Annotated in this window: 15 protein-coding genes; 12 read left to right on the forward strand and 3 right to left on the reverse strand. The window is 60.0% G+C overall.

The features are described 5' to 3' along the window. The first annotated feature begins 6 nt into the window (after nt 1-6). From murD to lpxC, 9 genes are all read left to right on the forward strand, one after another. The gene (murD, locus tag ACRER8_RS14250; protein ID WP_431746885.1) at nt 7-1,353 is read left to right on the forward strand and encodes a UDP-N-acetylmuramoyl-L-alanine--D-glutamate ligase; all 1,347 of its coding nucleotides are present in this window, start codon (nt 7-9) and stop codon (nt 1,351-1,353) included. Further along, the gene (gene ftsW / locus ACRER8_RS14255) at nt 1,350-2,567 is read left to right on the forward strand and encodes a putative lipid II flippase FtsW (protein WP_431746886.1); all 1,218 of its coding nucleotides are present in this window, start codon (nt 1,350-1,352) and stop codon (nt 2,565-2,567) included. Before murD ends, ftsW begins: the two co-directional genes overlap by 4 nt. After that, entirely contained in the window at nt 2,554-3,627 is a 1,074-nt protein-coding gene (gene murG, locus ACRER8_RS14260) for an undecaprenyldiphospho-muramoylpentapeptide beta-N-acetylglucosaminyltransferase (RefSeq protein ID WP_431746887.1), read from the forward strand. The genes ftsW and murG overlap by 14 nt, the downstream gene beginning before the upstream one ends. Then, nucleotides 3,620-5,080, forward strand: coding sequence for a UDP-N-acetylmuramate--L-alanine ligase (gene murC / locus ACRER8_RS14265; protein WP_431746888.1), 1,461 nt, complete (start codon nt 3,620-3,622; stop codon nt 5,078-5,080). The genes murG and murC overlap by 8 nt, the downstream gene beginning before the upstream one ends. Then, the gene (locus ACRER8_RS14270) at nt 5,077-6,036 is read left to right on the forward strand and encodes a D-alanine--D-alanine ligase (protein WP_431746889.1); all 960 of its coding nucleotides are present in this window, start codon (nt 5,077-5,079) and stop codon (nt 6,034-6,036) included. The genes murC and ACRER8_RS14270 overlap by 4 nt, the downstream gene beginning before the upstream one ends. Before the next feature lie 3 nt (nt 6,037-6,039). Next, the gene (locus ACRER8_RS14275) at nt 6,040-6,909 is read left to right on the forward strand and encodes a cell division protein FtsQ/DivIB (RefSeq protein ID WP_431746890.1); all 870 of its coding nucleotides are present in this window, start codon (nt 6,040-6,042) and stop codon (nt 6,907-6,909) included. Between the two features lie 15 nt (nt 6,910-6,924). Next, a complete protein-coding gene (ftsA, locus tag ACRER8_RS14280; RefSeq protein WP_093461795.1) occupies nt 6,925-8,184 on the forward strand; it encodes a cell division protein FtsA in 1,260 nt (419 codons plus the stop codon). A 60-nt stretch (nt 8,185-8,244) separates the two neighbouring features. Beyond that, nucleotides 8,245-9,435 (forward strand): cell division protein FtsZ, encoded by a 1,191-nt coding sequence (gene ftsZ, locus ACRER8_RS14285; RefSeq protein ID WP_299607726.1) that lies wholly within the window; start codon nt 8,245-8,247, stop codon nt 9,433-9,435. A 112-nt stretch (nt 9,436-9,547) separates the two neighbouring features. Next, nucleotides 9,548-10,459, forward strand: coding sequence for a UDP-3-O-acyl-N-acetylglucosamine deacetylase (gene lpxC / locus ACRER8_RS14290; protein WP_108236924.1), 912 nt, complete (start codon nt 9,548-9,550; stop codon nt 10,457-10,459). 330 nt (nt 10,460-10,789) lie between these two features. On the opposite strand, the gene ACRER8_RS14295 is transcribed toward lpxC, so the two are convergent. Beyond that, nucleotides 10,790-11,254: a DUF721 domain-containing protein gene (locus ACRER8_RS14295; RefSeq protein ID WP_431746891.1), complete on the reverse strand. Its 465-nt coding sequence runs from the start codon at nt 11,252-11,254 to the stop codon at nt 10,790-10,792. Nucleotides 11,255-11,572: 318 nt separating this feature from the next. On the opposite strand from ACRER8_RS14295, the gene secA reads away from it, so the two are divergent. The 3 genes from secA (at nt 11,573) to ACRER8_RS14310 (ending at nt 16,823) form a co-directional block, all read left to right on the forward strand. Beyond that, complete coding sequence (secA, locus tag ACRER8_RS14300) at nt 11,573-14,323, forward strand: preprotein translocase subunit SecA (protein ID WP_431746892.1); 2,751 nt, start codon at nt 11,573-11,575, stop codon at nt 14,321-14,323. Between the two features lie 134 nt (nt 14,324-14,457). Then, nucleotides 14,458-15,675: a bifunctional glutamate N-acetyltransferase/amino-acid acetyltransferase ArgJ gene (gene argJ / locus ACRER8_RS14305; RefSeq protein ID WP_431746893.1), complete on the forward strand. Its 1,218-nt coding sequence runs from the start codon at nt 14,458-14,460 to the stop codon at nt 15,673-15,675. A 197-nt stretch (nt 15,676-15,872) separates the two neighbouring features. Then, the gene (locus ACRER8_RS14310; RefSeq protein ID WP_431746894.1) at nt 15,873-16,823 is read left to right on the forward strand and encodes a Nudix family hydrolase; all 951 of its coding nucleotides are present in this window, start codon (nt 15,873-15,875) and stop codon (nt 16,821-16,823) included. A 322-nt stretch (nt 16,824-17,145) separates the two neighbouring features. Here the strand turns inward: ACRER8_RS14310 and ACRER8_RS14315 are convergent, their stop codons facing one another. Both ACRER8_RS14315 and ACRER8_RS14320 read right to left on the reverse strand, forming a co-directional pair. After that, nucleotides 17,146-17,724, reverse strand: coding sequence for a cob(I)yrinic acid a,c-diamide adenosyltransferase (locus ACRER8_RS14315; protein ID WP_431746895.1), 579 nt, complete (start codon nt 17,722-17,724; stop codon nt 17,146-17,148). Between the two features lie 4 nt (nt 17,725-17,728). Then, nucleotides 17,729-19,777: a sensor histidine kinase gene (locus tag ACRER8_RS14320; RefSeq protein ID WP_431746896.1), complete on the reverse strand. Its 2,049-nt coding sequence runs from the start codon at nt 19,775-19,777 to the stop codon at nt 17,729-17,731. Nucleotides 19,778-20,058: the final 281 nt, after the last annotated feature.

Here is a 20,058-nt window from a genome sequence, read left to right on the forward strand (position 1 = left end):
GACAGAGTGTCACTGATTGCTTCCGACCACTTCCGCATCATTGTCGGCCTCGGCAAGAGCGGCATGTCTCTGGTTCGCTTCCTGGCGAACCGGGGCGTGTCGTTTGCCGTGGCCGATACGCGGGAGAATCCTCCGGAACTGGCGACCTTGCGTCGTGACTACCCGCAGGTGGAAGTGCGTTGTGGCGAGCTGGATGTCGAATTCCTCTGCCGCGCCGACGAGTTGTACGTGAGCCCCGGTCTGGCGCTGGCGACCCCAGCATTGCAGCAGGCTGCGGCCCGTGGCGTGAAGCTGTCCGGCGACATCGAGCTGTTTGCGCGTAACGCGAAGGCCCCCATCGTCGCCATCAGCGGTTCCAACGCGAAAAGCACTGTGACCACACTGGTGGGCGAGATGGCCGCGGCCGCTGGCAAGCGCGTTGCAGTGGGTGGCAACCTCGGGACGCCCGCGCTGGATCTGCTCAGCGACGACATCGAGCTGTACGTGATGGAGCTGTCGAGCTTCCAGCTGGAAACCACTGATCAGTTGAGCGCCGAAGTCGCCACCGTGCTCAACGTCAGTGAAGACCACATGGACCGCTACAGCGGCCTGCCGGCCTATCACCTGGCCAAGCACCGGATCTTCCGTGGCGCTCGTCAGGTCGTGGTCAATCGTCAGGACGCCCTGTCACGACCATTGATCGGCGAAGGCGTGCCGTGCTGGACCTTCGGTCTGAACAGACCTGACATCAACGGCTTCGGTCTGCGAGAAGAGAACGGCGAAAAGTACCTGGCGTTCCAGTTCGAAAATCTGATGCCGGTCAGCGAGCTGAAAATCCGTGGCGCGCACAACCAGGCCAATGCCTTGGCGGCGCTTGCGCTGGGCCATGCTGCCGGCCTGCCGTTCGAGCCGATGCTTGCCGCGCTGCGCAGCTTTGCAGGACTGGTTCATCGCTGCCAATGGGTCCGCGAGCTGGATGGCGTTAGTTACTACGACGACTCCAAGGCCACCAACGTCGGCGCTGCACTGGCTGCCATCGAAGGCTTGGGTGCTGACATCAACGGCAAGTTGGTACTGATCGCAGGTGGCGATGGCAAGGGTGCGGATTTCTCTGCGCTCCAGGCCCCTGTCGCCACCCATTGCCGCGCCGTCGTCCTGCTCGGACGCGACGCTGAACTGCTCGCCGTGACATTCGGCGATTCGGTGCCTCTGATACGCGTCAAAACATTGGAAGAAGCTGTGCAACGTGCTGCCGAACTGGCTCTGGAAGGGGACGCCGTATTGCTGTCTCCGGCCTGTGCAAGCCTGGATATGTTCAAGAATTTCGAAGAGCGCGGACGTCTGTTCGCCCAGGCCGTGGGGGACTTGTCATGATCTTTGGCGTGATCAAGCCTTATCCATCGCCAATCATCAGCGGTCGCGGTGTCGACGTCGATTTTCCGATGCTCGCCGGATGCCTGGCGTTGCTCGGCCTGGGGCTGGTGATGATCACTTCCGCATCGTCGGAAGTGGCCGCCGTGCAGTCGGGCAATGCGCTCTACATGATGACTCGTCACCTGATCTACCTGGTGCTGGGCCTGGGCGCCTGCGTCGCCACCATGATGATTCCTGTCGCGACCTGGCAGCGTCTGGGCTGGCTGATGTTGATCGGCGCCTTCGGTCTGCTGGTCATGGTGATCGTGCCCGGTGTCGGGCGTGAGGTGAACGGCTCGATGCGCTGGATCGGCTTCGGCATGTTCAACGTGCAACCGTCGGAAATCGCCAAGGTGTTCGTGGTGATTTTCCTGGCCGGGTACCTGATTCGTCGTCAGCAAGAAGTTCGCGAGAGCTGGATGGGCTTCTTCAAGCCTTTCATCGTCCTGTTGCCAATGGCTGGACTGCTGCTGATGGAGCCTGACTTCGGCGCGACCGTCGTGATGATGGGCTCGGCGGCCGCGATGCTGTTCCTCGGGGGTGTCGGCCTGTTTCGTTTCGCCCTGATGGTGGCGCTGGCCGTGGGCGCGGTATTCGTGCTGGTCCAGGCACAGCCTTACCGGATGGCGCGTCTGATTACCTTCACCGATCCGTGGTCCGACCAGTTCGGTTCGGGCTACCAGCTGACTCAGGCGCTGATCGCCTTTGGTCGCGGGGAGTGGTTCGGCGTTGGTCTGGGCAACAGCGTACAAAAGCAGTTTTACCTGCCGGAAGCGCACACTGACTTCGTGTTCTCGGTGCTGGCCGAAGAGCTGGGCGTTGTGGGTTCGCTGGCGACCGTTGCGTTGTTCGTCTTCGTGAGTATTCGTGCGATGTACATCGGCATGTGGGCCGAGCGCGCCAAACAGTTCTTCGCCGCATACACCGCTTATGGCCTGGCTTTTCTGTGGATCGGTCAGTTTCTGATCAATATCGGCGTGAACGTGGGCCTGTTGCCAACCAAGGGTCTGACTCTGCCGTTCCTCAGCTATGGCGGCAGTTCGCTGATCATCTGTTGCGCGAGTCTGGGACTGTTGCTGCGTATTGAGTGGGAATCGCGCAACAACATGGGCAGCGAAGAGGCTGAGTTCAACGAGAGCGATTTTGCCGAGGAGCCTGCCCATGGCCGTCGGTAACGTCTTGATCATGGCCGGCGGCACCGGTGGACACGTGTTCCCGGCGCTGGCGTGCGCTCGCGAGTTCCAGGCCCGCGGCTACACCGTGCACTGGCTGGGCACGCCGCGCGGGATCGAAAACGAACTGGTTCCTGCGGCCGGTCTGCAGTTGCACCTGATCAACGTCACCGGTCTGCGCGGCAAGGGCCGCCTGTCGTTGCTCAAGGCACCGTTCATGTTGTTCAAGGCGTTGCTGCAGGCGCGCAAGATCGTGCGCGAGCTCAAGCCAGTGTGTGTTGTCGGTTTCGGTGGCTACGTGACCGGCCCTGGTGGCTTGGCAGCCAGGCTTGCCGGTGTGCCGCTGATCATCCATGAGCAGAACGCCGTTGCCGGCACTGCCAACCGCAGCCTGGCGTCATTCGCCGCTCGCGTGTGCGAGGCGTTCCCACAGACTTTCGCGGCGTCGGCCAAGCGCCGCACCACCGGTAACCCGGTCCGTGCCGAACTGTTCTTCGAAACACCGCGTCAGGCGTTGATCGGACGCAAGCCGCGATTGCTGGTGCTGGGCGGAAGCCTGGGCGCCGAACCGCTGAACAAATTGCTGCCTGAAGCGCTGGCCCAGGTGCCGGCAGAAATGAGGCCTGAAGTGTTTCATCAGGCCGGCAGGAATCACGATGAGGTCACTTCCGAGCGATATCGAACGGCGGGTGTCGAGGCGCAGGTCGCTCCCTTCATCAAAGACATGGCCCAAGCCTATGGCTGGGCGGATCTGGTGGTCTGCCGCGCGGGCGCACTGACCATCAGCGAACTGGCAGCCGCTGGCTTGCCATCGTTACTGGTGCCGCTGCCCCACGCGATCGACGATCACCAGTCGCGCAATGCCGAATATCTGGCTCGTGAAGGCGCTGCCTTCGTGATGCCGCAAGCGACAACTGGCGCTGCCGAGATGGCGGCTCGCCTGAAAGAGGTTTTGATGCAACCCGAACAATTGAAACGCATGGCCACCACGGCCCGCCAACTGGCCAAGCCGGATGCCACCAACACCGTCGTCGATGTCTGCCTGGAGGTGGCCCATGGTTGAGAGTCAACGCGCCATGCCACAACCGGAAATGCGCCGTATCCGTCGCATCCACTTCGTCGGTATCGGCGGTGTGGGCATGTGCGGGATCGCCGAAGTGTTGCTGAACCTGGGCTATGAAGTTTCCGGTTCCGACCTTAAAGCGTCGCCTGTGACTGAACGTCTCGAATCGTTCGGCGCGCACATCTTCATCGGCCATCGCGCCGAAAACTCGGCAGCGGCTGACGTGCTGGTTGTCTCCAGTGCCGTGAACACTTCCAATCCGGAAGTGGCGACTGCGCTTGAGCGTCGTATTCCGGTAGTGCCACGGGCCGAAATGCTGGCTGAGTTGATGCGCTATCGCCACGGCATCGCGGTCGCCGGCACCCATGGCAAAACCACCACCACCAGCCTGATCGCTTCGGTGTTCGCCGCCGGCGGCCTGGATCCGACCTTCGTCATTGGCGGCCGTCTGAACGCAGCCGGCACCAATGCTCAGCTCGGCACCAGCCGCTACCTGATCGCCGAAGCGGACGAAAGCGACGCCAGCTTCCTGCACCTGCAACCGCTGGTGGCCGTGGTCACCAACATCGACGCCGATCATATGGCGACCTACGAAGGCGACTTCAACAAACTGAAGAAAACCTTCGTCGAGTTCTTGCACAACCTGCCGTTTTACGGTCTGGCCGTGGTGTGCACCGATGATCCGGTGGTGTGCGACATCCTGCCGGCAGTCAAGCGTCCGGTGATGACGTACGGCTTCAACGAAGACGCCGACGTGCGCGCGATCAATGTCCGCCAGGACGGCATGCGGACTCACTTCACCGTCCTGCGCCGCGACCGTGCGCCGCTTGATGTGTCGGTGAACATGCCCGGCAATCACAACGTGCTCAATTCGCTGGCCACCATCGCCATTGCGACCGACGAAGGCATCGCTGACGAGGCCATCGTTCAAGGTCTGTCTGGCTTCCAGGGCGTGGGCCGTCGCTTCCAGGTCTACGGCGAGCTGCCGGTCGAAGGCGGTAACGTGATGCTGGTGGACGACTACGGTCACCACCCTCGCGAAGTCGCTGCGGTAATCAATGCCGTGCGCGGCGGCTGGCCGGATCGCCGTCTGGTCATGGTTTACCAGCCGCACCGTTACAGCCGTACCCGCGATCTGTACGACGATTTCGTGCAGGTGCTCAACGATGCCAATGTCCTGCTGCTGATGGAAGTCTATCCGGCAGGCGAAGAGCCGATTCCGGGTGCCGACAGTCGTCAGCTGGCACACAGCATTCGTCAGCGCGGACAGCTTGACCCTATCTACATCGAGCGGGGCGTGGAACTCGCGCCGCTGGTCAAGCCGCTGCTGCGTGCTGGCGACATCCTGCTGTGTCAGGGCGCTGGCGACATTGGTGGCCTGGCTCCGCAACTGCTCAAGAGCCCGTTGTTCACGGGCGCCATTGTGGCCTCAACCGAAGGTAAGCTGAAATGACAGCCGCCGCGCAAGTCTCCCTGTTCTCGACCCTGGAGCCGAAAAGCTTTGGTCGGGTCGCCGTGCTCTTCGGTGGCAAGAGTGCGGAGCGGGAGGTTTCCCTGAAGTCCGGCAATGCGGTGCTCGAAGCCCTGCAGAGTGCGGGCGTCGATGCGTTCGGTATCGACGTGGGTGGCGATTTGCTGCAGCGTCTGGTCAGCAAGAAGATCGATCGCGCGTTCATCGTGCTGCACGGTCGTGGTGGCGAAGACGGCACCATGCAAGGGTTGCTGGAATGCCTGGAAATTCCGTACACCGGCAGCGGCGTACTGGCTTCAGCGCTGGCGATGGACAAGCTGCGCACCAAGCAGGTCTGGCAGAGCCTGGGCCTGCCGACCCCGCGTCACACGGTGCCGGGCAGCGAATCGGATTGTATTTCTGCGGCGACGGAACTGGGCTTTCCTTTGATCGTCAAACCCGCACATGAAGGTTCCAGTATCGGTATGGCCAAGGTGACCAGCGTCGACGAATTGATCGCCGCGTGGAATGCCGCCAGTACCTACGATTCACAAGTATTGGTCGAACAATGGATCGAAGGTCCGGAGTTCACCGTCGCCTCCCTGCGTGGGCAGGTATTACCGCCCATCGGCCTGGGCACTCCTCACAGTTTCTACGACTACGACGCCAAGTACCTGGCTTCCGATACCCAGTACCGGATCCCTTGCGGCCTCGACGCAGCCAAAGAACAGGAACTCAAGGCACTGACCGCCCGTGCCTGCGAAGCCGTGGGCATTGCTGGATGGGCGCGCACCGACGTCATGCAGGACGCCGATGGCAAGTTCTGGCTGTTGGAAGTCAACACCGTGCCCGGTATGACCGACCACAGTCTGGTGCCCATGGCCGCGAAGGCTGCGGGTCTCGATTTCAAACAGTTGGTGTTGGCGATTCTGGCCGACAGTGTCCAGGTGCGAGGGTAAATCATGCTCGGCGCGACGGTACGTCATCAGCAGTCCTCTCCGAGCCGCAAGCCGGTGCCTCGTGGTGCCAGTCGGATGGTGGCCAAGGAGCCGCTGTCAGCGCGCATGCCCAAGCCGAATTTCGGCTTCCTGCGCAGCCTGATGTGGCCCGTGCTGCTGGTGGTATTCGGTTTCGGCACTTACGAAGCAGCGCAGCGTCTATTGCCCTACGCCGACCGGCCGATCTCGCGGATCAACGTCCAGGGCGACCTGAGCTATATCAGCCAGCAGGCTGTTCAGCAGCGCATTGCGCCGTTCGTGGCCACCAGCTTTTTCAACATCGATCTGGCCGGCATGCGGACCGAACTTGAGCAGATGCCGTGGATCGCCCATGCCGAAGTCCGCCGTGTGTGGCCGGATCAGGTGGTGATTCGCCTGGAAGAACAATTGCCGGTTGCGCGCTGGGGCGACGAAGCCTTGCTGAACAACCAGGGTCAGGCATTCACTCCGCGTGAGCTGGCCAACTACGAACACCTTCCGCAGTTGTTCGGGCCTCAACGGGCTCAACAGCAGGTGATGCAGCAGTACCAGGTATTGAGCCAGATGTTGCGCCCGCTGGGCTTCTCCATCGCTCGTCTGGAACTGCGCGAGCGAGGCAGCTGGTTCCTCACCACCGGCGCAGGCAACGCGGGCCCAGGCCTGGAGTTGCTGCTGGGGCGTGACCATCTGGTGGAGAAGATGCGCCGCTTTATCGCCATCTACGAAAAAACGCTTAAAGAACAGATCACGAACATTGCGCGAGTCGACCTGCGTTACAACAACGGCCTTGCCGTCGGTTGGCGCGAGCAGGCGTCAGCGCCAACGACGGACAAACCCGCCGTCGCGAAGAATTGATAAGAGGCAGGACCCATGGCAAACGTGCAAAGCGGCAAAATGATCGTCGGATTGGATATCGGCACCTCCAAGGTGGTGGCGCTGGTAGGCGAAGTCGCGGCTGATGGCACGCTGGAAATCGTCGGTATCGGCACCCACCCTTCACGCGGCCTGAAAAAGGGCGTGGTGGTGAATATCGAGTCGACCGTGCAGTCGATTCAGCGCGCGGTGGAAGAAGCGCAGCTGATGGCAGGCTGCCGCATCCACTCGGCGTTCGTCGGTGTCGCCGGCAATCACATCCGCAGCCTGAACTCCCACGGCATCGTGGCGATTCGCGACCGCGAAGTGAGTTCGGCCGACCTTGAGCGCGTACTCGACGCCGCTCAGGCCGTGGCGATTCCGGCTGACCAGCGCGTGCTGCACACCCTGCCGCAGGATTATGTGATTGATAACCAGGAAGGCGTTCGCGAGCCACTGGGCATGTCGGGCGTGCGTCTGGAGGCCAAGGTTCACGTGGTGACTTGCGCCGTGAACGCTGCGCAAAACATCGAGAAGTGCGTGCGTCGCTGCGGTCTGGAAGTCGACGACATCATTCTCGAGCAACTGGCTTCGGCGTATTCGGTACTGACCGACGACGAAAAGGAGCTGGGCGTATGCCTGGTCGACATCGGCGGTGGCACCACCGACATTGCGATCTTCACCGAAGGCGCGATCCGTCACACCGCCGTGATCCCGATTGCCGGTGATCAGGTTACCAACGACATCGCCATGGCCCTGCGTACCCCTACGCAGTACGCCGAAGAGATCAAGATCCGTTACGCCTGTGCGCTGGCCAAACTGGCCGGTGCCGGCGAAACCATCAAAGTACCGAGCGTGGGCGACCGTCCACCTCGCGAGCTGTCCCGTCAGGCGCTGGCCGAAGTGGTCGAGCCGCGCTATGACGAGCTGTTCACATTGATTCAGGCCGAGCTGCGTCGCAGCGGCTACGAAGACCTGATTCCGGCCGGCATCGTGCTGACCGGTGGTACTTCGAAAATGGAAGGCGCGGTGGAACTCGCCGAGGAAATCTTCCATATGCCGGTGCGCCTGGGCGTGCCGCACAGCATCAAGGGTCTGGCGGACGTGGTTCGCAACCCGATTTACTCCACCGGCGTCGGCCTGTTGCTGTACGGACTGCAAAAGCAGTCTGACGGCATCTCGCTGTCCGGCCTTTCCGGCTCCGGTAGCAGTTATAGCGATGAACCGAAGGCTCCCGTGTTTGAACGTCTCAAACGCTGGGTCCAGGGGAATTTCTAAGATTCAAAAGTGGTAGGCAGGCAAGGCGACATAAAACTAGAGAACTGAAGGAGAGGGAACATGTTCGAGCTCGTAGACAACATCCCACAAAGCCCGGTAATTAAAGTTATCGGTGTCGGCGGTGGCGGCGGTAACGCAGTCAACCACATGGTCAAGAGCAACATCGAAGGCGTCGAGTTCATCTGCGCCAACACCGATGCTCAAGCCCTGAAAAACATTGGCGCACGTACCATTCTGCAACTGGGTACCGGTGTGACCAAGGGCCTGGGCGCAGGTGCGAACCCTGAAGTAGGCCGTCAGGCCGCACTGGAAGATCGGGAGCGCATTGCGGAAGTCCTGCAGGGCACCAACATGGTCTTCATCACCACCGGCATGGGTGGCGGTACCGGTACCGGTGCAGCACCGATCATCGCTGAAGTGGCCAAGGAAATGGGCATTTTGACCGTTGCGGTCGTGACGCGTCCGTTCCCGTTCGAAGGTCGCAAGCGCATGCAGATCGCCGATGAAGGCATCCGCGCGCTGTCCGAAAGCGTCGACTCGTTGATCACCATTCCCAACGAGAAGCTGCTGACCATCCTGGGTAAAGACGCAAGCCTGCTGTCGGCTTTCGCCAAGGCAGACGATGTACTGGCCGGTGCCGTTCGCGGTATCTCCGACATCATCAAGCGTCCAGGCATGATCAACGTCGACTTCGCCGACGTACGCACCGTGATGTCCGAAATGGGCATGGCGATGATGGGTACTGGCGCTGCAAGCGGTCCTAACCGTGCGCGTGAAGCGACCGAAGCGGCCATTCGCAATCCGCTGCTCGAAGATGTCAACCTGCAGGGTGCCCGCGGTATTTTGGTCAACATCACTGCCGGTCCTGACCTGTCTCTGGGTGAGTACTCTGACGTGGGTAGCATCATCGAAGCGTTCGCCTCCGAGCACGCCATGGTCAAGGTCGGTACCGTTATCGATCCAGACATGCGTGACGAGTTGCACGTGACTGTGGTTGCCACTGGCCTGGGCGCGAAAATCGAGAAGCCTGTGAAGGTCATCGACAACACCATGCAGACTGCTCAAGCCGCACCTGTGCAGCAACAGGCAGTCCGCCAGGAACAGCCTTCGGTCAACTACCGCGACCTGGACCGCCCTACCGTGATGCGCAATCAGGCCCACGCTGGCGCGACGGCTGCGGCAAAAATGAACCCGCATGACGATCTGGATTATCTGGATATTCCGGCATTCCTGCGTCGTCAGGCTGATTGATGAGTTCTATCAGGGGTATAAGGGTGATTGGTGTTCAGCAAAGGCGAGGTCTGCTATCATCGCCAGCCTTTGTTGATACTAATTCGCGATATGCGCTGAAGCGGCCAATGCCATGATTAAACAACGCACCCTGAAGAATATTATCCGTGCCACAGGTATCGGCCTGCACTCGGGGGAAAAGGTCTACCTGACCCTCAAACCTGCACCTGTGAACGCTGGCATTGTGTTTTTCCGTACCGACCTCGAGCCGGTCGTCCAGATCAACGCGCATGCGCTGAATGTGGGCGACACCACGCTTTCCACAACGCTGTTCAACGGCGATGTGAAGGTCGATACGGTTGAACACTTGCTGTCGGCCATGGCTGGCCTTGGCATCGATAACGCCTACGTTGAACTCTCTGCCTCCGAAGTTCCGATCATGGATGGCAGCGCAGGTCCCTTCGTATTCCTGATTCAATCGGCTGGCCTGGAAGAACAGGACGCACCGAAGAAATTCATACGCATTCTGAAAGAAGTCTGCGTTGAAGAAGACGGCAAATACGCCAAGTTCGTGCCGTTCGAAGGTTTCAAGGTGAGCTTCGAAATAGATTTCGATCACCCCTACCTGAAGAACCGTACGCAAACTGCAAGCGTCGACTTCTCCAGCACTTCGTTTGTTAAAGAAGTGAGCCGTGCGCGTACATTCGGTTTCATGAAAGACATCGAGTACTTGCGCAAGCACAACCTTGCACTGGGCGGCAGCGTTGAGAACGCTATCGTCGTGGACAAGGACGGCGTGTTGAACGAAGACGGCCTGCGTTATGAGGACGAGTTCGTCAAACACAAGATCCTGGATGCCATCGGTGACCTGTATCTGTTGGGCAACAGTCTGATCGGCGAGTATCAGGGCTTCAAGTCGGGACACGGTCTGAACAATCGTCTGCTGCGTGCGTTGATTGCACAAGAAGATGCCTGGGAAGTAGTGACCTTCGAAGATGCCAGTACCGCACCGATCTCGTACATGCGCCCTGTAGCGGCGGTGTAACAGTCTCTTCTTCTTAGTTTCGATTATTTAAGGCTGCCTTTTGGTGGCCTTTTTTTATGCGCCTTTTTAGGGGGGACCATTAGGCGTGGGTATATAACCGGTATCTGTGGTGACGCTGATTTGGGTTCATTCTGCTTGTAGAAGCCGGCTTGCTGGCGAACGCGGCGTCTCAGACGACACATCTACCGTTGACCCGCCGCATTCGCCAGCAAGCTGGCTCCTACAGATTCTGCGGCGTACCGGAATTTATGCGGATGCACACAATCCCTGTAGCAGTCCGGGGGGCCGGCGGTAGCGATTTTTTCGCGCAAAAAACCAGAGCACAGCCTGTTAAACGCCCGCGACCTTAGGCCGGGCATGCGCCGCCAACCGCTCCAACGCTGCCTTCAGCTTGGGATCATTGATCCCCTCAGCCGTCTCATGAATCGTCTCCGCCGCTGCCGCCGAAAGATCTCTCGATTGACCAACGGCAGCCCGATGGATCGTCGCAGGCTGTACCTTCAACTGCAGTCGGGTCAGATTGGCGAATTCCTTGAACGCCACCAACTGCCGCTGCAAGCGCTTCTGCTGATAACGCAAACGCGTCGCCCAGTGCCCGTCGGTCACGATCAACAGCAGCGTACCCTCACGCCACGACGCAACATGGCAATGCTCTCGGGCAGCCGGTTGCAGCTGGCTTTCCAGCAAGCGCTGCAAATACGCCAGACGCTGCGCATGATTGAAGATGGCTTTGAGCGGCCTGGCTTCACGCAAAAGCACGGCCGGAGCACGAGCGTGTAAGGGACGAAATGCCATGAGAGTTGCCTTTTGATACAAGCCCGTGATGTTATCAGAAAGCGCTGACCGGCCTTGCAGGCATCGGACCCAGTGGTTAAATGCCGGTCGATTTGTGAAAAAACATTAATCAATCTTCTGCCCATGACGGGTTGAAGTCCCAAGAAATGCCCCTATTGTACTTCTGCCCCGTAACATTGCTGTGCCAGCATCGTGGAATAACGCCACTTTCCTCACCACCATTTCCGGGTAGAATGCTCGTTCGCATGCGGCCATGAGGGCTGCACGGGCGACTCACGGGGCCGCCCTCCATCCCTATGTGTGGAAGATCCTGTCGATATGTTTGCACCTTTGTTAAAAAAACTTTTCGGAAGCAAGAACGAGCGCGAAGTGAAACGCATGCTCAAGACGGTTCAACACGTCAACAGCTTCGAAGAGCAAATGGTGGCCCTTTCGGACGAGCAACTGCGCGCCAAGACCGAAGAATTCAAGGCCCGCATAGCCAAAGGTGAGACCCTCGATAAGCTCCTGCCTGAAGCTTTCGCAGTCTGCCGCGAGGCGGGTAAACGCGTCATGGGGATGCGCCACTTCGACGTTCAGCTGATCGGCGGCATGACGCTGCACGAAGGCATGATCGCCGAGATGCGTACCGGTGAAGGCAAGACCCTGGTGGCGACACTGGCGGTTTACCTCAACGCACTGTCCGGCAAGGGCGTGCACGTTGTGACCGTGAACGACTACCTGGCCCGTCGTGACGCCAACTGGATGCGTCCGCTGTACGAATTCCTCGGTCTGACCGTAGGCGTCGTCACACCATTCCAGCCGCCTGAAGAGAAACGTGCCGCATACGGCTCGGACATCACCTACGGCACCAACAACGAATTCGGTTTCGACTACCTGCGCGACAACATGGCGTTCAGCCTTGAAGACAAATTTCAGCGCGAGCTGAATTTCGCCGTAATCGACGAAGTGGATTCGATCCTCATCGACGAAGCCCGTACCCCGTTGATCATCTCGGGGCAAGCCGAAGACAGTTCCAAGCTGTACACCGAAATCAACAAGCTGATCCCTAAACTCGAGCAACACATCGAGGAAGTGGAAGGCGTGGTCACCAAACCGGGTCACTTCTCCATCGACGAGAAATCCCGTCAGGTGGAACTGAACGAGGCAGGTCACCAGTTCATCGAAGAAATGCTCACCGAAGTCGGGCTGCTGGCTGAAGGCGAAAGTCTGTATTCGGCGCACAACCTGGGCCTGCTGACCCACGTTTATGCCGGCTTGCGAGCGCATAAGCTGTTCCATCGCAACGTCGAATACATCGTCCAGGACGGCCAGATCCTGCTGGTCGACGAACACACCGGTCGTACCATGCCGGGTCGTCGTCTGTCCGAAGGCCTGCACCAGGCCATCGAAGCCAAGGAGCACCTGAACATCCAGGCCGAGAGTCAGACCCTGGCCTCGACCACGTTCCAGAACTACTTCCGTCTGTACAACAAGCTGTCCGGGATGACCGGTACCGCAGACACCGAAGCGTTCGAATTCCACCAGATCTACGCCTTGGCCGTAATGGTCATTCCGCCGAACAAGCCGTTGGCGCGTAAAGACTTCAACGACTTGGTGTATCTGACCGCCGAAGAGAAATATGCGGCGATCATCACCGACATCAAGGCCTGCCTGGCCGAGCAACGTCCGGTGCTGGTGGGTACGGCGACCATCGAAACTTCCGAGCACATGTCCAATTTGCTGCGCAAGGAAGGTATCGATCACAAGGTTCTGAACGCCAAGTTCCACGAAAAAGAAGCGGAAATCATTGCCCAGGCCGGTCGTCCGGGTGCACTGACCATTGCCACCAACATGGCCGGTCGCGGTACCGACATCCTGTTGGGCGGTAACTGGGAAGTGGAAGTTGCCAGTCTCGAAGATCCGACCCCTGAGCAGATCGCGCAGATCAAGGCAGATTGGCAGAAGCGCCATCAGCAAGTAATCGAGGCCGGTGGCCTGCATGTAATCGCATCCGAGCGTCATGAATCCCGTCGTATCGATAACCAGCTGCGCGGTCGCGCCGGTCGTCAAGGCGACACCGGTTCCAGCCGCTTCTACCTGTCGCTGGAAGACAGCCTGATGCGCATCTTCGCCTCTGACCGGGTGAAGAATTTCATGAAGGCGCTGGGCATGCAGTCCGGCGAGGCGATCGAACACCGCATGGTGACCAACGCCATCGAGAAGGCGCAGCGCAAGGTCGAGGGCCGCAACTTCGACATTCGTAAACAACTGCTCGAGTTCGACGACGTCTCCAACGAACAGCGCAAAGTGATCTACCACATGCGTAACAGCCTGCTGGCTGCGACCAATATTGGTGACACCATCGCCGAATTCCGCGAAGAAGTGCTCGACGCCACCATCAGCTCGCACATTCCTCCACAGTCACTGCCTGAGCAGTGGGACGTGTCTGGTCTGGAAGCGGCCCTGAACAGTGACTTCGGCGTGAAACTGCCGATTCAGCAGTGGCTGGACGAAGACGATCACCTGCACGAAGAAAACCTGCGTCCGAAACTTCTGGAAGCCATCATGTCGGCTTACAACGAGAAAGAAGACCAGGCCAGCGCCGAAGCCCTGCGCACCTTCGAGAAGCAGATTCTGCTGCGTGTTCTGGACGATCTGTGGAAAGACCACCTGTCGACCATGGACCACCTGCGTCACGGGATCCACTTGCGCGGCTACGCCCAGAAGAACCCGAAGCAGGAGTACAAGCGCGAGTCCTTCACCCTGTTCCAGGAACTGCTGGATTCGATCAAGCGCGACACCATTCGTGTGCTGTCCCACGTTCAGGTTCGCCGCGAAGATCCGGCAGAGGAAGAAGCGCGTCTGCGCCGCGAAGCCGAAGAACTGGCTCAGCGCATGCAGTTCCAGCATGCCGAGGCGCCAGGACTGGACCAGCCTGATGTGTTGTCCGAAGAGGGCGAAGACGTGGCCGTTGCCGCAGCCACTACGATGTCGCCGGTTCGTAACGATCAGAAGCTGGGTCGCAACGAGCTGTGCTGGTGTGGTTCGGGCAAGAAGTTCAAGCACTGTCACGGTCAGATCAATTAAGCCGAAATATTGGCTCGCTGCATTTGAACCGTCATACCACGCCGCGACCGGCCTAGCCGTCGCGGCGTTTTTCAATCGATCGCGCCGTACGGTCACATTGCGGACGGCATGAAAACTTTCAAGGAGCGCATTTCATGGCTGTTGGTCTTGGTCCTTTGCCGACGCTGCACCCGGTTCCCGGTTTCGAGCTGGGCATCGCCTCTGCTGGCATCAAGCGCCCGGGGCGCAAAGACGTCGTGGTCATGCGCTGCGCCGAAGGCTCCAGCGTCGCTGGCGTGTTCACGCTGAACGCGTTTTGCGCGGCTCCTGTCATTCTGGCCAAGCAACGCGTGCAAGGCACCGTTCGTTACCTGCTGACCAACACCGGTAACGCCAACGCGGGTACCGGTGAGCCGGGTCTGGCCGCTGCCGAGCGCACGTGCGCCAAGCTTGCCGGGATCACTGGCGTCGATGCCAGCGCGGTGTTGCCGTTCTCCACCGGTGTCATCGGCGAGCCGCTGCCTGTGGAAAAGATCGAAGGCGCACTGCAGGCTGCGCTGGACGACCTGTCTGTGGATAACTGGGCGGCCGCGGCCACTGGCATCATGACCACCGATACGTTGCCCAAGGGCGCCAGCCGCCAGTTCCAGATCGATGGGGTAACAGTCACCGTTACCGGCATCAGCAAGGGCGCGGGCATGATCCGTCCGAACATGGCGACCATGCTTGGCTACATCGCCACCGACGCCAAGGTCTCCCAGAGCGTGTTGCAGGACCTGATCCGTGACGGCGCAAACAAGTCGTTCAACCGCATCACCATCGATGGCGACACGTCGACCAACGACTGCTGCATGCTGATAGCCACCGGTCAGGCTGCGCTACCAGAAGTGACCGAGGCCAAAGGCCCGCTGTTCGACGCGCTGAAAAAAGCGGTGTTCGAAGTCTGCATGGACGTCGCCCAGGCCATCGTGCGTGACGGCGAAGGTGCGACCAAGTTCGTGACCGTGGAAGTCAACGGCGGCGGTAATCATCAGGAGTGCCTGGACGTCGGCTACACCGTCGCTCATTCGCCACTGATCAAGACCGCGCTGTTCGCCTCCGACCCGAACTGGGGTCGTATCCTGGCCGCAGTGGGCCGTGCCGGTGTGCCGGACCTGGACGTGAGCAAGATCGACGTGTTCCTGAGCGGCGTGTGCATCGCCAGCAAAGGCGCGCGGGCCACGACCTACACAGAAGAGCAGGGCTCGGCGGTGATGGCCGAAGAGGAAATCACCATCCGCATCGAGCTGGGCCGTGGCGAGTGCAGCGAAACAATCTGGACCACCGACCTGTCCCACGAGTACGTGAAGATCAACGCGGAATACCGCACCTGATCCAAGTCGCTTGATGACGGGGATGGCGCTGTGCAGGAGTGTCCTGACCTGCGCGGTCACCCTATGGGAGCGAATTCATTCGCGAGAGGCCAGTACAGCCGATACATTTCTGGCGCCTGACACATCTTTCGCGAATGAATTCGCTCCCACAAAGACCGGGCTATTCCACAGGATTAGTGTTTGAAGGAAGGTTTAACGTGAAACGAATCCATGTAGCCGCCGCGGTCATTCGTGGCACCGACGGCAAGGTTCTCATTGCCCGGCGCGCTGACAAGCAGCACCAGGGTGGCTTGTGGGAGTTTCCCGGTGGCAAGGTCGAGCCTGATGAAACCGTCGAAGCCGCCTTGTCCCGCGAGTTGAAGGAAGAGTTGGGTATCGTGGTTGCGGCTGCGCGCCCTCTGATCAAGATCAAGCATGATTACCCGGACAAGCAGGTGTTGCTGGATGTCTGGGAGGTCTCCTCGTTTACCGGCAAGCCACACGGCGCCGAGGGCCAGCCGCTGGCTTGGGTGTCCAACCGGGAATTGGCCGGGTACGAGTTTCCTGCAGCGAATCAGCCGATCGTCGCCGCTGCGCGTCTGCCAGGCGAATACCTGATCACCCCGGATGCGCTGGAAACCCCGCAGTTGCTGCAGGGCATACAAAAAGCGATTGCTGGCGGGATCAAGCTGATTCAACTGCGTGCGCCGAACGGGTACGACCCCAAATATCGTGATGTCGCGGTGGATGCGGTCGGTCTCTGTGCGGGTAAGGCCCAATTGATGCTCAAAGGCCCGCTGGAGTGGCTCGGCGACTTTCCGGCTGCCGGTTGGCATCTGACCAGCGCGCAACTGCGCAAATATGCCAGCAAGGGCCGTCCATTCCCCGAAGACCGCTGGCTGGCGGCTTCATGTCACAACGCCGAGGAGTTGTCCTTGGCCGAACAGATGGGTGTGGATTTCGTCACCCTGTCGCCGGTTCAGCCGACACAAAGCCATCCGGACGCACAGCCCTTGGGATGGGAGCAGGCGCGGGAGTTGATCGACGGATTCAGCAAGCCAGTCTATTTGTTGGGCGGGGTGGGGCCAGCCGAGCGCCAACAGGCGTGGGAATACGGCGCGCAGGGTGTGGCGGGGATTCGGGCGTTCTGGCCGGAAGGGTTTGATTGACGCGATCTGTCTTCTGATGCCGATGTATCGCCGAAATCAGTCAATGTAGGAGCCTGCTTGCTGGGGAACGCGGTGGGTCAAGTCAGCACCTTCGTTGGTTGATGCACCCGGTTCGCCAGCAATCCGGCTCCTACAGATGATTGCGTTGCTGGCGAACGCGGTGGATCGGAGAGCATCGTTGCCAGATGATTCACGCGGTTCGCCAGCAAGCCGGCTCCTACAGATGATTGCGTTGTTGGCGAGCGCGGTGGATCGGTGAGCATCTTCGCCGGTTCGCCAGCAAGCCGTTCCTACAAGGGATGCGTCCAGACGCAGATTCAGCTCACTCCGGCTTTCTTGCCGCTTCCCACAAAATCTCTGCCACTCCTTGCCGACGCGCGATGATCCGGGCGGCGACGAACAGCAGATCCGACAACCGATTGATATACGCCAGCCCAACACCGGCCAGTGGCTCGAATGCATTCAGGTGCTGACAACGGCGCTCGGCACTGCGCGCCAGGCTGCGGCACACGTGGGCTTGGGCGATCAATGCGGATCCCCCCGGCAGAATGAAATTCTCCAGTGGCCCCAACTCCTCATTCCAGACATCGATGGCTGCTTCCAGCCGTTCGATTTCCACCGCATTCAACGCTTGGTATTCCGGCATCGCCAGTTCGCCACCCAGATCGAACAGCCTGTGCTGGCAGGGCGCTAACACGTCGATGACCTCCTGCATCCCAGGGGTTTCGCTCACCACCGCCTCAAGACCCGCCAACAGCAATCCCAACTGGCTGTTCAGCGTATCGACCTCGCCGATGGCCTCGACCCGCGGATGATCCTTGGGCACCCGGCGGCCGTCACCCAGGCCCGTCTCGCCCTTGTCGCCGGTACGCGTGTAAATCTTCGACAAGCGAAATCCCATGGTTCTACTCCCGGTCGTTCTGACCAATGATCTGAGGGGGCGGCACGTTCATCGGATTGCCTGCCAGCGGCAGTCGCAATGTGAAACAGGTGCCTTGGCCGAGGGTGGAATGCACCTCCATCTGGCCTTTGTGATTGTTGGTGATGATGAAGTACGAGACTGACAGCCCAAGCCCCGTGCCCTGACCAATCTCCTTGGTCGTGAAGAACGGCTCGAAGGTGCGTTTGCGCACTGCTTCGGACATACCGATACCGTTGTCTTCGACCTGGATTTCTGCCCACGGCGGATTCAGGCGCGTGCGCAAGATGATGCGTCCCGGCTCGCTTTCGTTCTCGCGCTGGTGAATCGCCTGGGCTGCGTTTTTCAGCAGGTTGAGCAGCACTTGCTCAAGCTCGTTGGCGGTACCCGGCACAGGGCCGAGATCGGGATCGAACTGGCGAATGATGTTCTGGCCCTTGAAGTCGAAACCGATGGTCAGGTCGAAGTCGTTGCTGGCAATTTCAACAGCCTGATCGATCAACGCTGGCAGGTCGCAGGGCGCCATCTGCCGATTGCTGCGTCGGCTGAAACTGAGCATGTGGCTGACGATCTTCGCCGCCCGGGCGCCGGCCTGTTGAATACCATCGAGCAGTTGCGGTACTTCACGGGCAGTCAGGTACTGATTCACCGCGCCCAGCTCGATGCCTTCCTGCTCGGCCTGCTCCAGGTTCTTCGGCAGTTCGGGGGAGAGGCGCCGGCGGATGTTCTGCACGTTGTGCATGATCGCGCCTAGCGGATTGTTGATTTCATGCGCCATGCCAGCGGCGAGCCCGCCCACTGAAAGCATTTTTTCCGACTGCACCATCATGTCTTCCAGCGACAGGCGCTGGGTAATGTCGTCGATTCGGATGACCGCGCCCCGCCCGGCGCCGCCTGTCAGCGGATAGAACGTCAGTGCGAAATGCCGGGTCAGTTCGCCCTTGACCCAAGTCACGCGCTCGATCTTGGTCACCGTATGGCGTTCGACGGTCTGCTTGATCTGCGGCAAGAACGCTTTCATCGGCGGGAAGGCCAAAAAAATCGGCTGATTGAGGGCTTCGTCCAGCGGCGTGCCGGAGAGGGCACCTGCCTCCTGATTCCATTGCGTGACATACAGCTGCTCATCGAGGGCGATGAGTGCGGAAGGCATCGAGTCGATGATGCTGTTCAGATAATTCTGAAAACCGGTGAGTTTTTTCTCGATCTTGCTACGGACCTGAACCTCCAGTTCAAGCTTGCGGTTGGTGTGGCGAGTTTCTTCGGCCAGCCCCTGCGCTTGATCATAGGCATCTTGAGACTCGTCCCGGGCGCGCTTGAGTTGCTGCTCGCGGGCCTCCATGCGCGAGAGCATGGTGTTGAACGCCTCGGCAAGGGAGCCGATTTCGTCCTGATTGCCGGGGCCTGCGCGCAGAGCGTAGTTCTCTTCGCGGGTGACTCGGCGCGACAGCTCTTCCAGTTGGTAAATTGGCTCGGTGATGAAACGGCGAATCTGCCGCGCCACGCCGGCCCAAAGCAACACGCTGAAAATCAGGATGCCCAGACTTGCCGTCAGTGTGCCGGTATAGAAAGCCGTCGGCAGTTCGCTGCTCGCTACCAGCAACAGGTGTCCTGGGGCCTGGCCCTGTTTGGGGATCGGAATCACTTGGGTGTTGCGAAACTCGGTGCTCCGCCAGCTTTCCAGATTGCGGTAGTGATCGGGCAGACGCAGTTTGTCGCCCTGTTGTACCTGCGCCAACCGGATGCCGTTGCTATCGTAGACGGCGGCTGCGCGCAGTGGCCCATAGTTTTTCAGTTCCTTGAGCAGGGCCTGGGCGTTATAGGGCGACGACAGCGCCTGCTCGGACAGGCCCGGGTTGCTGATCAGTCGGCCAATGGTCTGCAGGGCTTGGGGCGCCATGGCCTCCTGGGAGATGTAATAGGCGGCGCTGATGAAGGTCAGGTTGGCGACCAGAAGCACGGTGGTCAGCAGCACCAATAGCGCGGCCAGCAGCTTCTGGCCGACTGGCAGGTTTTCGAGTCGCTGTCGCAATGGCATTGGACGGGGTCACAGGTAAATGAGGAACAGGCAGGTTAGCGCTGTTCCGGTCCATAGCAAACCCGCGATGCAAAACCTGCGCAGAGTGAAACGCTTGCGTGACCCAAACCCCGGGATTGGACGTGCCCGTTGACGAAAAACAACGCCCTGTAGCAGTACGGCTTGCCGGCGGTGGCGTTCTTCCAAGCGCCGCATGACTCTGTAGGAGCCGGCTTGCTGGCGAACGCGGTATGTCGGTCAAATCTACAACAGTGCCTGACACAGCCGGTTCGCCAGCAAGC

The organism is Pseudomonas sp., assembly GCF_050739935.1.
In the GTDB taxonomy this organism is placed as follows: Bacteria; Pseudomonadota; Gammaproteobacteria; order Pseudomonadales; family Pseudomonadaceae; genus Aquipseudomonas.